This window comes from Streptomyces sp. NPDC002773 (genome assembly GCF_040295605.1).
GTDB lineage: Bacteria > Actinomycetota > Actinomycetes > Streptomycetales > Streptomycetaceae > Streptomyces.
The window spans coordinates 362730-375813 of sequence record NZ_JBEOVO010000001.1 but is presented as its reverse complement, the minus strand read 5'-3'; the positions used below and the strand labels follow the sequence as shown (position 1 = coordinate 375813).

The window sequence follows — 13084 nt, the reverse complement described above, 5'->3', positions numbered from 1 at the left end:
CCCCGCGCCGGCGGCCCCCGCCTCGGCGGCCCTGGATCAGGGCCGGTCGAGGCGGAGCCGTACGGCCTTCGGCAGACCCGCGACCACCAGGTCGTACGAGTCCTCGACGAGCTCCCGGACCATCCGGTCCGGGAGTTCCGCGACGGTCACCGTGTTCCAGTGCCGCTTGCTCATGTGGTAGCCGGGCTCGATCGCCGGATGCTCCTCGCGGAGGCGTACCGCCTCGTCCGGGTCGCACTTGAGGTTGACCCGCAGCGGCTCGGAGTCGAGCGCCGACAGCGCGAACAGCTTCCCCGCGACCTTGAAGACGGAGGTCTCCGGGCCGAACGGGAACTCCTCCGACGCGTCGTTGAAGCCCAGGCAGAAGGCGCGCAGTTCGTCGGGGTTCATCCCGTCCTCTCCTCAGGTTCCAGCGGCTCCACGAGCACGGTGACGATCTTGTTCCGCCGGCCGGCCGGGGACTCGGCCGTCAGCCGCAGCGACCGCCCGTCCGGCAGCTCCACCACCGCCTTCGCGCCCGCGATCGGCACCCGGCCCAGCGCCTTCGCGAGCAGCCCTCCGACGGTCTCCACGTCCTCGTCGTCGTACTCGTCGGGGCCGAACCCGTACAGCTTGCCCAGGTCTCCGATGTCGAGGCGGGCGGTGACCCGGTGACGGTCCCCGCCGAGGTCCTGGACCGGCGGCAGCTCACGGTCGTACTCGTCGGTGATCTCGCCGACGATCTCCTCCAGGATGTCCTCGATGGTGACGATCCCGGCGGTGCCGCCGTACTCGTCGATGACGACGGCGACGTGGGTGCGCTCCTGCTGCATCTCGCGCAGCAGGTCGCCGGCGTTCTTGGTGTCGGGCACGAAGGTGGCGGACCGCATCGCGGTCGCCACCAGGTCGCCCTCGGCGTCCCGGTTGATGTGCGTCCTGCGGACCAGGTCCTTCAGGTACACGACGCCGACGATGTCGTCCTCGTTCTCGCCGGTGACCGGGATCCGGGAGAAACCGGAGCGCAGCGCGAGCGTGAGGGCCTGACGGATCGTCTTGAACCGCTCGATGGAGACCAGATCCGTACGGGGCACCATCACCTCCCGTACGAGCGTGTCGCCCAGCTCGAAGACGGAGTGCACCATCCGGCGCTCGTCGTCCTCGATCAGCGACTCCTGCTCGGCGAGGTCCACCATGGCCCGCAGCTCCGCCTCGGAGGCGAAGGGGCCCTTCCGGAAGCCCTTGCCGGGTGTCAGCGCGTTGCCGATGAGGATGAGCAGCTGCGGGATCGGCCCCATGATCCGGGCCAGCGGAAGCAGGACGTACGCGGCGGCCGTCGCGGTGTTCAGCGGGTGCTGGCGGCCGATCGTACGGGGGGAGACGCCGACGGCCACGTACGAGACGAGGACCATGACGGCGATGGCGATGAGCAGCGCCTCCCAGGTCTCGGGGAAGGCTTCGAGGCAGGCGTACGTGACGAGGACGCCGGCCGCCATCTCGCACGCGACGCGCACGAGCAGCGCCACGTTGAGATAGCGGGTCGGGTCGGAGGCGATCTGGGCCAGCTTCCCCGCCCCGCGCCGCCCGGACCGTACGGCCTCGGCGGCGCGGAAGCTGGTGACACGGGCCAGACCGGCCTCGGCGCAGGCGGCGAGCCAGGCCACGACGACCAGGGCCACGGCGCCGAGGATCAGTGACATGTCCATCGGGTCAGGAGACGGTCGGCGCGGGAGACGGGCCGGTGAGGCCCTTCTCCTCGCGCCAGCCGTCGACGATCGCCGCCTGGAGGCCGAACATCTCGGCCTTCTCGTCGGGCTCCTCGTGGTCGTACCCGAGGAGGTGCAGCACGCCGTGGACGGTGAGGAGCTGGAGCTCCTCGTCCATGGAGTGCTCCGTCGGCGCGTCCTTGCCCTGCTGGGTGGCGACCTCGGGGCAGAGCACGATGTCGCCGAGGAGCCCCTGCGGGGGCTCGTCGTCGTCCTTGACCGGCGGCCGCAGCTCGTCCATCGGGAAGGACATGACGTCCGTCGGCCCCGGCAGGTCCATCCACTGGATGTGGAGCTGCTCCATCGCCTCCGCGTCCACGACGATCACCGAGAGCTCGGAGAGCGGGTGGATGCGCATGCGCGCGAGCGCGTACCGGGCGATGTCGAGGATCGCCTGCTCGTCGACCTCGGTACCGGACTCGTTGTTGACGTCGATCGACATGGTGCTCGTGTACTTCTCTCGTCTAATGTCGCAGCCCGTTGCGGCTGTCGTACTGCTCGTACGCGTCGACGATACGGCCGACGAGCTTGTGCCGGACGACATCCTGCGACGTGAGCGTCGAGAAGTGGACGTCCTGGACGCCGTCCAGGATGTCGCGCACCTGCCGCAGACCGCTCTTCGTCCCGTTCGGCAGGTCGACCTGGGTGACGTCACCGGTGATGACGATCTTCGAGTCGAAGCCGAGGCGGGTGAGGAACATCTTCATCTGCTCGGGATTCGTGTTCTGCGCCTCGTCGAGGATGATGAACGCGTCGTTGAGCGTGCGGCCGCGCATGTACGCCAGGGGCGCGACCTCGATCGTGCCCGCCGCCATCAGCTTGGGGATCGAGTCCGGGTCGAGCATGTCGTGCAGGGCGTCGTACAGCGGGCGCAGGTACGGGTCGATCTTCTCGTAGAGCGTGCCGGGCAGGAAGCCGAGGCGCTCGCCGGCCTCGACGGCGGGGCGGGTCAGGATGATCCGGGTGACCTGCTTGGACTGCAGGGCCTGGACCGCCTTGGCCATGGCGAGGTAGGTCTTGCCCGTGCCGGCGGGGCCGATGCCGAAGACGATCGTGTGCTTGTCGATCGCGTCGACGTACCGCTTCTGGTTGAGCGTCTTGGGGCGGATCGTGCGACCCCGGTTGGACAGGATGTTCTGCGTGAGGACCTCGGCGGGGGTCTCCTCGCCGCCCTCCGCCGATCCGTTCCCGCTCGCCCTGAGCATGGCGATCGAGCGTTCCACCGCGTCCTCCGTCATCGGCTGTCCGGTGCGGAGCACCAGCATCATCTCGTCGAACAGGCGCTGGATCATAGCGACTTCCGCCGCGTCGCCGACCGCGCTGACCTGGTTGCCCCGGACGTGGATGTCGGTCCCGGGGAACGACCGCTCGATCACGCGGAGCAGCGAGTCACCGGATCCGAGGATGGTCACCATCGGGTGCTTGGCGGGGACGGTGAAGTGGGCGCGGGCTTCGCCGGGCGCGCCGTTGGGGGATGTGGGTGTCTGAGTCATGGGCCGGCACTGTGGCCTGCACACACCTCCCGTTGCAGGGCTGTCGCCACTCGACGGCCTCTGGGCTACCAAGCCTACGACTCCGGTCCGACAAGGCCGTAGCGGTTTACGGGGCGACCGCGCGGAAGCCGATCGTGGGCACCGCGCGGCGCAGCGGCCAGGGGCGGGCGGGGGCCGGCAGGAGCCGTTCCAGGAAGGCGTAGCGGGCGCGCAGGGCCTCGGGGTCCTGCATGGCGTGGCCCTGTGCCCGCTGCCACCAGGCGGCGATCTCGTCCCAGGTGGGGGCGGAGAGGGAACCGCCGAACTCCTGGACGGAGAGGGCGGCGGTGAGGCCGGCGAAGGCGAGCCGGTCGGCGAGGGGCCAGTCGGCGAGGGTGCCGGTGACGAAGCCGGCGACGAAGACGTCCCCCGCGCCGGTCGGGTCGAGGGCGGAGACCTGGATGGCGGGCACCTCCGCGGTCTCGCCGGTGCCGCCGTCGACGGCGTAGGCGCCTTCGGAACCGAGGGTGACGACGGCGTAACGGACCTTGTCGGCGAGGGCGCGGGCGGCGGCCCGGGGGCAGTCGGTGCGGGTGTAGCGCATCGCCTCCGTGGCGTTGGGCAGGAAGGCCTCGCAGTGTTCCAGGTCGGTGAGGCCGGCCAGGTCCCAGCGGCCGGTGTCGTCCCAGCCGACGTCCGCGAAGACCTTGGCGCCGCCGCGGGCGGCCTGGGCGACCCACTCCTCGCCGCGGCCGGGGACCAGGGAGGCGACGGCAGCGCGCGCGTGGGGCGGGTAGGCGGGCAGGGCGCCGGCGGCGTCGTCGGGTGGGGCCTCGTGGCCGTGGGAGACCATCGTGCGCTCGCCCTCGTAGGCCATGGAGACGGTGACCGGGGAGTGCCAGCCGGGGACGGTGCGGGAGAGGGAGAGGTCGATGCCCTCGCCCTGTTCCAGGGCGTCCCAGCAGTACTCGCCGTAGTGGTCGTCGCCGAAGGCGGCGGCGAGGGAGGTGTGCAGGCCGAGGCGGGCGAGGGCGGTGGCCATGTTGGCGACGCCGCCGGGGCTCGATCCCATGCCGCGGGCCCAGGACTCGGTGCCGCGGACGGGTGCGCTGTCGAGGCCGGTGAAGATGATGTCGAGGAAGACGGTCCCGGTCAGGAAGACGTCGCAGGCGGGGTCGGTGGGCTCGCGCAGGCACACCAACGGGTCGACCCCGGCGTCGTGTTGCGGCTGGTCTCCCCTTGCTGTGGTCACGGCGGACTCCCCGGTCGTGGTGCGGCGGATCGGCACCGTGGTGCTGATCTGGACAGTGTGCCCGATGGGGGTGGGGAGGCGGGGGCGACGCAGCGCGGCCGTCGCGCTTTGCCCCGTCGCACCGACCCCAAACCAATCGTGACCCATATCACAGGCCGAATCGGGGAATACCGCCTTCTCCGCCCACTCCGATGCTTGATACACATGGTGCCGCGACCCGTGGATCACCGGGCGCGCGTCTCATTTCCCTGTTCAGTTCCTGGAACGCCCATGTCGTCGCGCCCGCGCGTCCCGGGGGCTCTCGTGGCCCTCGTCGCCCTCTTCACGGCCGGTTACCTCGCCCCGTACCTGCTGCCGACCGTCGTCGGCCGGCTCTCCGCCGGCCTCGGCCTGACCGCCGCGCAGGCGGGCCTGGTCGGCTCCGTGCTGCTGCTCGGCTCCTCGTCCGCCGGCTTCGCGCTCGCCGGGCGCGGCGAGCGGATCGGGCCGCGCCTGGCGGCCCGCGCGGGCCTGCTCGCGATGGCGGTCGGGTACGGCTCCGCCGCCGCGACCGGTGCCGTGCCCCTGGTGGTCGCGGGCTGCGTCCTCGGCGGCGTCGGCTCGGGTACGGCGACGGCGGTGGCCGCCGCCGGGATCGCAGGTCAGCGGGACCCGCACCGGGCCTCCACGCTCGGCCTGCTGACGGTCTCGGCCACCGCGGGCGCCCTCTATCTGACCCTTCCGCATCTGGCCGGCGGGCACGCGCCGCCGCTGCTCGCCATCGCGTGCGCGGCGGCCCTGGTGTGGCCCCTGACGAGCCGCCTGCCCGGCGTCACGCGCGCGGTGCGGGAGGCCCCGGCGGTCTCGGGTCCCCTCCCCCACCGCCGGGCCGGCCTGGTCCTCGCCGCCGGCATCCTGTGCTGGTCCCTCGCGCAGAACGCGCTGTGGGGCGTGAGCGGCCGCATCGGGCTCACCCAGGCAGGTCTCTCCGAGGTCACCGTCGGCGCGGTCTTCGCGGCGGCGCTCGGCGCGGGGCTCGCCGGGGTCACGGCGGCGGGGGCGCTCGGCTCGCGCCTGGGCCGGGCGGTGCCGATCGGCGCGGGCACGGTCCTCATCGCGGGCTGCGTCCTGCTCAGCTCGGCGGCCGGCGGCCTGGCCTCCTTCGCGACCGGCGAGATCCTGTGGAACGCCCTCTACCCGGTCGTCCTGTCGTACCTCCTGGGCCTGGCCGCCTCGCTCGACCCGCGCGGCCGCTGGGCCGTCCTGGTCGGCTCGGCGTCCTCCCTGGGCGTGGCCTGCGGCCCGGTGACCGGAAGCCTCCTGTCGGAGGGCGCCGGCTACACGGGCATGGGCGTCGTCCTGTGCGCCCTCCTCCTCGTGGTCGCGGTCCCGATGACAGCGGTGGCCCGCCACGCCTCGGGCCGCCCCCTGGTCCCGGGCTCGATCCACCGCCGCGGCGGCGCACCGGCGGCGGTCCTGGCAGGCACGGCGTCGGCGACCCCGGCACTCGTCCCCCAGATGGGCGCGCCGGAACAGGAGGTCACCCCGATCCGGGTATCGGCAGGACGCCGAGGCCTCGCGAAGTCGGCCTTCCGCCTGGCGAGGCCGAGCGACCGGGGGTGAGGGGGCGCCTGCGGCGGGCTCAAACGCCGGCGGGGCTGAATTTTCAGCCCGTCCGGCGTTTGAGGACACGGCCGAAGGCCGTACGGGGGTCTGGGGGCTTGCCCCCAGTCCGGGAAGGGGCGGGGTGGGGAACAGGCCCGCCCCAGGCGCCCGCCCTACCCCCCGAACTCGTACGCCTCCACCTCCGCGAGGTACCGCGCCCTCCGAGGCTCGTCGTCCTCCAGGAACGAGGCCGCGAAGGAGTTCCGAGCCAGCTCGCGGAGCTGCTCCGGCGTGAGCCCGAGCGCCTCCCGCACCCCCTCGAAGTTGTCCCCCACGTACCCCCCGAAGTACGCCGGATCGTCCGAGTTCACGGTCACCACCAGCCCCGCCGCCATCATCGCGGGCAGCGGGTGGTCGGCGAGGGTGTCGATGACTTGGAGCCGGACGTTCGACAGGGGGCAGAGCGTGAGCGGCACCCGTTCGCGGGCCAGTCGGGAGACGAGCTCCGGGTCCTCCATGCAGCGCAGGCCGTGGTCGATCCGCTCCGCCCCGAGGACGTCCAGGGCCTCGCGGACGTACGCGGCCGGGCCCTCCTCGCCCGCGTGGGCGACGCGCCGCAGCCCGAGCCGGGCGGCCTCCTCGTACACCTCGCGGAACTTCGCCGGCGGGTGGCCGACCTCCGCCGAGTCCAGGCCGACACCGGTGATCCGGTCCAGGTACGGCTTCGCGGCCTCCAGGGTGGCGAGGGCCGACTCCGCCGACTCGTCGCGCAGGAAGCACATGATGAGCCGGGTGGAGATCCCGTACCGCTCCTCGGAGCGGCTCAGGGAGGCGCTCAGTCCCTCGATCACGGTGCCGATCGGGACTCCGCGGGCGGTGTGCGCCTGCGGGTCGAAGAAGATCTCGGCGTGCCGGACGCCCTGGGCCGCGGCCCGCTCCAGATACGCGTCGGTGAGTTCGGTGAAGTCCTCGGCGGTGCGCAGCACGGCCATCAGGCCGTAGTAGAGGTCGAGGAAGGACTGGAGGTCGCTGAAGCGGTACGCCCGGCGCAGTTCCTCGGTGTCCGCGTACGGCAGGGTGACGCCGTTGCGCGCGGCGAGCGCGAAGGCCAGCTCGGGTTCGAGGGTGCCTTCGATGTGGAGGTGCAGTTCGGCCTTGGGCAGGCCGGTGGGGAGGGTCATCATCACGTTCGTTTCGGTACGGGGACCCTCATGAGGTCCTGGGCAATGCTCAGTTCGCCGTCGAAACCGGCGGCCCGCGCCTGCCGCTCGAACTCGGCCGGGTCGGAGTAGCGCTGCGAGAAGTGGGTGAGGACGAGGTGCCGTACGCCCGCGTCCCGGGCGACCGCCGCGGCCTGTCCGGCCGTCAGATGGCCGTGGTCGGTGGCGAGGCGGACGTCCTCGTCGAGGAAGGTCGACTCGATGACGAGCATGTCGGCGCCCTCGGCGAGGGCGTGCACGCCGTCGCAGAGCCGGGTGTCCATGACGAAGGCGAAGCGCTGCCCGCGCCGGATCTCGCTGACCTCGTCGAGGGTGACGCCGTCCAGGACGCCGTCGCGCTGGATCCGGCCCACGTCGGGGCCCTTGATGCCGTGCGCGGCCAGCTTCTCGGGGAGTATGCGGCGCCCGTCGGGCTCGGTGAGCCGGTAGCCGTACGACTCGACGGGGTGGGAGAGCAGGCACGCGTCGAGGGTGTACGCCTCGGTGACGGCGAGCGGCCCGTCGGCGGCGACGGGCGCCTCGGTCAGCTTCACGGTCTCGCGGTAGGCCGTGGCGTACCGCAGGCGCTCGAAGAAGCGCTGCCCGCTCGCCGGGTAGTGCGCGGTGACCGGGTGCGGGACCTGGTCGAGGTTGATCCGCTGGATCACCCCGGCCAGGCCGAGCGAGTGGTCGCCGTGGAAGTGCGTCACGCAGATCCGGTGGAGGTCGTGCGCGGCGACCCCGGCCCGCAGCATCTGGCGCTGGGTGCCCTCACCGGGGTCGAAGAGGATGCCCTGCCCGTCCCAGCGGAGCAGGTAGCCGTTGTGGTTGCGGTGCCGGGTCGGGACCTGGCTCGCGGTCCCGAGGACGACCAGTTCGCGTACGGACACGGGTTATCCGGGGGGCCAGTTGAGGCCGCGGCCGCCGAGCACGTGCGCGTGGGCGTGGAAGACGGTCTGCCCGGCTCCCGCGCCCGTGTTGAGCACGATGCGGTAGCCGCTCTCCGCGGTCTTCTCCTGGGCGGCGATCTCTCCGGCTTCGCGCAGCACGTCGGCGGCGACGGTCGGGGCGCCGACGGCGAGCGACGCGGCGTCCGGGTAGTGGAGACGGGGGATCACGAGGACGTGGGTGGGCGCCTGCGGGTTGATGTCGCGGAACGCGACCGTCGTCTCCGTCTCGCGCACGATCGTCGCGGGCACCTCGCCCGCCACGATCTTGCAGAACAGGCAGTCGCTCTGCGGCTCTCCGGCCATGGCCCTACGCCTCCTCGCCTCGTCGGTCACTCCACGCGCATGCTATCCGCCGCCTCCGACATCCCCGCGCCCCAGGCCATCAGTCCTTGGGGGCGCGCCGGTTCAGGGCGGAGCGGCTCACCCAGTACGTGATGATCACGGCCCAGAACAGCGGCGTCCCGAGCCCGCCGACGACGCCCGCGTCGAACGACCACAGGGCCATCGTCACCACCGAGTAGAGACCGAGCAGGCCCACGGCCGTGGCCATCGCGATCACCGGCCGGCAGGAGCGCGCCACCAGGAACATCGGTCGGCGCAGCCGGGGCGGCACCCGGCGGCCCATCCACAACGCCCAGCCGCCCCAGGCGCCGAGGAGCACGGCCGCGCCGATCGCGAAGGGGACGAGGGCGTCGGCGCCGGTGGCTCCGGAGCGGAGCGGGGCGGAGCCGAAGGTGGAGGCGATGAAGCCGACGAGGGCCACCCAGCGGGATCCCGCGACGGTGTTCCAGGCCATGGCCTCCAGGTTGTAGCGGGCCTTGCGGTCCTCCAGGTCGAGCGCGGCGGAGGCGACGAAGCCCTCGGCGGCCTGCGTCCAGGCCCCGCGCCGGAACCAGCGGCGGCGCAGCCGCAGCAGCGACAGGTTGTTGTGGGCCTCGCTGCTCTGGGGGTTGAGCCGCAGCGCCGTCTCGTACGCCCGCTGCGCGGTGGCGTGGTCGCCCCGGCGCTGGGCGGTGAGCCCCACCAGGAAGTGGGCGCCGTCCTCCTCGGGGGCGAGGCTGACGGCGGCCCGCGCCGCCTCGTACGCCTCGACGGCACGCGCGGGCGTGGGCGCGTGCTCCCCGAACTGGGCGAGGGCGGTGCCGAGGGCGTAGTGGGTGCCCCAGAACTGCGGGCCGAGTCGGACGGAGTACCGGGCGGCGGTCTCGGCGTCCTGGAACCGCCGCAGGCTCAGCAGGATCTGGACGCGCATCAGCCAGGCCATGAGCAGCTCGGGTTCGGCGCTCAGGGCCCGGTCCACCGCGTCCAGGGCGGCCGGGTGGTCGCCGGCCCGGTCGTGGCAGCGGGCGAGCAGGACCAGCGCCTCCGCGTCCTCCGGTTCGGTCGCCAGGTGCTGGGCGACGAGCTCGCCGGCCTGCGCGTACCGCCCGGCGTCGTACAGGGCGTCGGCCCGCAGGAGAGCGGTCGGTGTGGTCGGCGTCGGCGGCGTGGGCGGCGCGGTCACAGCTTGCGCTTCCGCTTGAGGTGGGCGAGGAGGTCGTCGTACAGGCCGCCCTCGTTGGCGAACATGGCGACGTTCCTGGCGGCGGCGAACCACGGCTCCGTGGACGGCTTGATCTGCTTGGCCGCGCCGAGCAGGTCCTTGGTGGAGATCAGGCGTACGGAGCCGCTGCGGGCGGAGTCGAGGAGCGCGGCCTCGGCGGCCGTCTCGCAGACGTGGGCGAGGTCGGCGCCCGAGAAGTCCTCGGTGGCCTTGACCAGCTTGCCGAGGTCGACGGCCTCGATGGGGCGCTCGCGCAGGTGGTAGCGGAGGATCGCGTCGCGGGCGGTGGCGTCCGGCGGCAGCACGAGGAGGGTGCGGTCGAGGCGGCCGGGGCGGCGGAGCGCGATGTCCACGTCCCAGGGCACGTTGGTGGCGGCGAGCACGAAGACGCCCTCGTTGCCTGCGCCGCTCGCGATGCCGTCGAGCTCGGTGAGCAGCTGGTTGACGACGTTGCGCAGGCCGCTGTGGGCGGTGCGGGAGCGCTTGGCCCCGAGGGCGTCCAGCTCGTCGAGGAAGACGACGCAGGGGGCCTGGCGGCGGGCCGTCTCGAAGATGTCGTGGATGTTCTTCTCGGAGGCGCCGATCCACATGTCGAGGACGTCGGAGAGCGAGACGGTGAGGAAGTTCGCGCCGAGTTCGCCCGCGACGGCCCGCGCGATGAACGTCTTGCCGCAGCCGGGCGGCCCGTAGAGGAGCAGTCCGCCGCGGAGCGACTTGCCGTAGAGGCGGCGCAGTTCGGGGTTGCGCATGGGCGCGAGGAACGCGGCTTCCAGCCGGTCCTTGACCTCTTCCATGCCGCCGACGTCGGCGAGGCGTACGGCACCGGGGGCGTCGACGTCCCAGGCGGCGGCGTCCCCGGCGGCCCCCTCGCCGTCGGCGGCCAGCGGGGCCTCCAGGAAACGGGGCCCGACGAGGTCCTGGACCTGCTGCTCGGCGGCGTCCCAGTCGAAGGAGGGACGGTCGACGTCGGGGGGCGTGTCGGCGGGCTTGGCGGGGGGCGGCTCGACGGGCGGGGTGGCGGGCTTGTCGACAGGCGGCTCGACGTGCTGCTCTACGGGCTCCGCGACCGGCGCCACCCCCATCGCCCGCATCATCAGGCCGCGCGCCTCCGCGTCCCCCGGCGCGTGCTGGAGCGCGACCGCCGCTTCCGTGACGGCCTCGTCGTTCCGGCCCTCGGCGAGGAGGAGTTCGGCGAAGTGAAGACGCAGGGGTACGTCACCGGGGGCGGCTGCCACGGCGGCGCGCAGACTGCGGATCAGGGGGGACTCGTCGGCCATGCGGTCAGCCTAAGGACCGCCCGGCGGCGGCCGTCCACCGGGTTCCGCCGTACACAACCCGGACGAGACACCGCGCCCTAGCTCCAGCGCCCCGTGCGCCCCAGGACGAGCGCCGTCGCCGCCGTGCCGGCCGTGGAGGTGCGCAGCACGCTGCGGCCCAGTCGGTACGGCTTCGCGCCGGCCTCCTCGAACGCCGCGAGCTCCTGCGGCGAGACCCCGCCCTCGGGGCCGACGATCAGCACGATCGAGCCCTTCTCGGGGAGTTCGGCGGTGGCGAGCGCGCCGCTCGGATGGTCGCGGTCCTCGTGCAGGACGGCCGCGAAGTCGGCGCCCGCGAGGAGCGCGGCGACCTGCTTGGTCGTCATCAGGTCGGTGACCTCGGGGAACCGGGTGCGGCGGGACTGCTTGCCGGCCTCGCGCGCGGTGGACCGCCACTTGGCGAGCGCCTTGAGGCCCCGGTCGCCCTTCCACTGGGTGATGCAGCGGGAGGCGGCCCAGGGCACGACGGCGTCCACCCCGGTCTCCGTCATGGTCTCGACGGCGAGTTCACCCCGGTCGCCCTTGGGGAGGGCCTGGACCACGGTGATCCGGGGCTGCTCCTCGGTGTCCTCGTGGTCGGCGGACACCTGGACGGTCAGCCGGTCCTTGCCCTCGGCCGTGAGCACCACGCAGTCGGCCCAGCGGCCCCGGCCGTCGGTGAGGACGACGTCCTCCCCGCCCTGGAGGCGCTTCACGGAGACGGCGTGCCGCCCCTCGGACCCTTCGAGGACGAAGGTGCCGGTACCGGGCACGGTGTCGACGACGAAGACGGGTGCGGTCATGAGGCGCTCCTGTGGGCGGACCCGGAGAGGTCGGAGAGGGCGGTGTCGAGTTCGGCGGCCAGCACCTCGACCAGCTGCCCGGCGGGGAGTTCGCGGGCGAGCCGGTGGCCCTGGCCGGCCCACAGGGCCATGCCCTGGGCGTCACCCGCGGCGGCCGCTGCCTTGCGGATGGGGGCGGTGAGGTGGTGGATCTCCGGATAGGCGGAGGGGGCGTACGGCCCGTGCTCGCGCATGAAGCGGTTGACGAGGCCGCGGGCCGGGCGCCCGGTGAAGGCCCGGGTGAACTCGGTCCGGGTGAACAGCGGGTCGGTCAGGGCCCGCTTGTGCAGCGGGTGGGCGCCGGACTCGGGGCAGCAGAGGAAGGCGGTGCCGAGCTGGGCGGCGTCGGCGCCCGCGGCGAGGACGGCGGCGATCTGGGCGCCGCGCATGATCCCGCCGGTGGCGACGATCGGCAGGGCGACACTCTCGCGGATCCGGGTGAGGAGGGCGAGGAGGCCGGTGCCCTGGGCGCCCTCGTCGGCCGGGTCGTCGCGGTACGTGCCCTGGTGCCCGCCGGCCTCGACGCCCTGGACGCAGACGGCATCGGCGCCGGCCCGCTGGGCGGCGAGGGCCTCGTCGGCGGAAGTGACGGTGACGATCGTGAACGTACCGGCGCGGGCGAAGGCGGCGAGCGTCTCGGGCGCCGGGCAGCCGAAGGTGAAGGAGACGACGCGGACCGGGTCCTCCAGGAGGATGGCCAGTTTGGCGTCGTAGCCGTCGTCGCGGCAGTCGTCGGCCTCGCCGAGCGGGGTGTCGTACCAGGTGGCCTCGCCGGCGAGCTGGTGACGGTAGACCTCGACGGCGGCGGGGTCGGCGGACGGTCCGCTCTGCGGCAGGAAGAGGTTGACACCGAAGGGGCGTGCGGTGAGCCCGCGTACCTGCTTGATCTCCTGGTACAGGCCTCCGGCCGTCTTGTACCCGCCGGCCAGGAACCCGAGCGCCCCGGCCTCGCAGACGGCTCCGACCAGCTCGGGACAGGAGGCGCCACCCGCCATGGGGGCCTGCACGATCGGATGCCGAGAGAGATCGTTCAGTGCGGTGGTGGACATATGGGCATCGTGCCATGCCCCTGCGGCGGCGCCGAATTCGTACGTCAGGTACGGAAGGGGCGGGACGGCTCTACGCCGCCCCGCCCCTACTCTCCGTCTCCGGGTCGGATCAGGTCCGCCCGTTGAACGCGTCCTTCAGCCGCGAGAACAACCCCT

Annotated in this window: 13 protein-coding genes; 1 reads left to right on the top strand and 12 read right to left on the bottom strand. The window is 73.0% G+C overall.

Annotation, left to right across the window (positions count from 1 at the left end; all coding sequences use genetic code 11):
- Positions 1 to 36: 36 nt before the first annotated feature.
- The 5 genes from ABT034_RS01630 to ABT034_RS01610 form a co-directional block, all read right to left on the bottom strand.
- Entirely contained in the window at positions 37 to 390 is a 354-nt protein-coding gene (locus ABT034_RS01630) for an MmcQ/YjbR family DNA-binding protein (protein ID WP_351210074.1), read from the bottom strand.
- Complete coding sequence (locus tag ABT034_RS01625) at positions 387 to 1682, bottom strand: hemolysin family protein (protein ID WP_351210072.1); 1296 nt, start codon at positions 1680 to 1682, stop codon at positions 387 to 389. The genes ABT034_RS01630 and ABT034_RS01625 overlap by 4 nt, the downstream gene beginning before the upstream one ends.
- 4 nt (positions 1683 to 1686) lie before the next feature.
- Positions 1687 to 2184, bottom strand: coding sequence for an rRNA maturation RNase YbeY (gene ybeY / locus ABT034_RS01620; RefSeq protein WP_351210070.1), 498 nt, complete (start codon positions 2182 to 2184; stop codon positions 1687 to 1689).
- A 22-nt stretch (positions 2185 to 2206) separates the two neighbouring features.
- Positions 2207 to 3235, bottom strand: a complete 1029-nt coding sequence (locus tag ABT034_RS01615) for a PhoH family protein (protein ID WP_351210068.1) — start codon at positions 3233 to 3235, stop codon at positions 2207 to 2209.
- Between the two features lie 106 nt (positions 3236 to 3341).
- On the bottom strand, positions 3342 to 4466 hold the full coding sequence (locus tag ABT034_RS01610; RefSeq protein ID WP_351210066.1) for a carbohydrate kinase family protein: 1125 nt from the start codon (positions 4464 to 4466) through the stop codon (positions 3342 to 3344).
- Between the two features lie 270 nt (positions 4467 to 4736).
- On the opposite strand from ABT034_RS01610, the gene ABT034_RS01605 reads away from it, so the two are divergent.
- Entirely contained in the window at positions 4737 to 6068 is a 1332-nt protein-coding gene (locus tag ABT034_RS01605; protein WP_351210064.1) for an MFS transporter, read from the top strand.
- 155 nt (positions 6069 to 6223) lie between these two features.
- Here the strand turns inward: ABT034_RS01605 and ABT034_RS01600 are convergent, their stop codons facing one another.
- The 7 genes from ABT034_RS01600 to ABT034_RS01570 form a co-directional block, all read right to left on the bottom strand.
- Positions 6224 to 7231: an adenosine deaminase gene (locus ABT034_RS01600; RefSeq protein ID WP_351210424.1), complete on the bottom strand. Its 1008-nt coding sequence runs from the start codon at positions 7229 to 7231 to the stop codon at positions 6224 to 6226.
- A 2-nt stretch (positions 7232 to 7233) separates the two neighbouring features.
- Complete coding sequence (locus ABT034_RS01595) at positions 7234 to 8139, bottom strand: ribonuclease Z (protein WP_351210062.1); 906 nt, start codon at positions 8137 to 8139, stop codon at positions 7234 to 7236.
- A gap of 3 nt (positions 8140 to 8142) precedes the next feature.
- Positions 8143 to 8502, bottom strand: coding sequence for a histidine triad nucleotide-binding protein (locus ABT034_RS01590; RefSeq protein ID WP_351210060.1), 360 nt, complete (start codon positions 8500 to 8502; stop codon positions 8143 to 8145).
- 79 nt (positions 8503 to 8581) lie between these two features.
- A complete protein-coding gene (locus ABT034_RS01585) occupies positions 8582 to 9703 on the bottom strand; it encodes a tetratricopeptide repeat protein (RefSeq protein WP_351210058.1) in 1122 nt (373 codons plus the stop codon).
- Positions 9700 to 11019 carry an ATP-binding protein gene (locus ABT034_RS01580; protein ID WP_351210056.1) on the bottom strand — a complete coding sequence of 440 codons (1320 nt, stop codon included), beginning with the start codon at positions 11017 to 11019 and terminating at the stop codon, positions 9700 to 9702. Before ABT034_RS01580 ends, ABT034_RS01585 begins: the two co-directional genes overlap by 4 nt.
- A gap of 77 nt (positions 11020 to 11096) precedes the next feature.
- Entirely contained in the window at positions 11097 to 11840 is a 744-nt protein-coding gene (locus ABT034_RS01575) for a 16S rRNA (uracil(1498)-N(3))-methyltransferase (RefSeq protein WP_351210054.1), read from the bottom strand.
- Complete coding sequence (locus ABT034_RS01570) at positions 11837 to 12928, bottom strand: nitronate monooxygenase (RefSeq protein ID WP_351210052.1); 1092 nt, start codon at positions 12926 to 12928, stop codon at positions 11837 to 11839. The genes ABT034_RS01575 and ABT034_RS01570 overlap by 4 nt, the downstream gene beginning before the upstream one ends.
- Positions 12929 to 13084: the final 156 nt, after the last annotated feature.

What these genes read in the sequence shown, in the direction of transcription:
- ABT034_RS01630 (WP_351210074.1), bottom strand. Translation starts at nt 390, where the DNA reads ATGAACCCCGACGAACTGCGCGCCTTCTGCCTGGGCTTCAACGACGCG.
- ABT034_RS01625 (WP_351210072.1), bottom strand. Translation starts at nt 1,682, where the DNA reads ATGGACATGTCACTGATCCTCGGCGCCGTGGCCCTGGTCGTCGTGGCC.
- ybeY (WP_351210070.1), bottom strand. Translation starts at nt 2,184, where the DNA reads ATGTCGATCGACGTCAACAACGAGTCCGGTACCGAGGTCGACGAGCAG.
- ABT034_RS01615 (WP_351210068.1), bottom strand. Translation starts at nt 3,235, where the DNA reads ATGACTCAGACACCCACATCCCCCAACGGCGCGCCCGGCGAAGCCCGC.
- ABT034_RS01605 (WP_351210064.1), top strand. Translation starts at nt 4,737, where the DNA reads ATGTCGTCGCGCCCGCGCGTCCCGGGGGCTCTCGTGGCCCTCGTCGCC.
- ABT034_RS01600 (WP_351210424.1), bottom strand. Translation starts at nt 7,231, where the DNA reads ATGACCCTCCCCACCGGCCTGCCCAAGGCCGAACTGCACCTCCACATC.
- ABT034_RS01590 (WP_351210060.1), bottom strand. Translation starts at nt 8,502, where the DNA reads ATGGCCGGAGAGCCGCAGAGCGACTGCCTGTTCTGCAAGATCGTGGCG.
- ABT034_RS01580 (WP_351210056.1), bottom strand. Translation starts at nt 11,019, where the DNA reads ATGGCCGACGAGTCCCCCCTGATCCGCAGTCTGCGCGCCGCCGTGGCA.
- ABT034_RS01575 (WP_351210054.1), bottom strand. Translation starts at nt 11,840, where the DNA reads ATGACCGCACCCGTCTTCGTCGTCGACACCGTGCCCGGTACCGGCACC.
- ABT034_RS01570 (WP_351210052.1), bottom strand. Translation starts at nt 12,928, where the DNA reads ATGTCCACCACCGCACTGAACGATCTCTCTCGGCATCCGATCGTGCAG.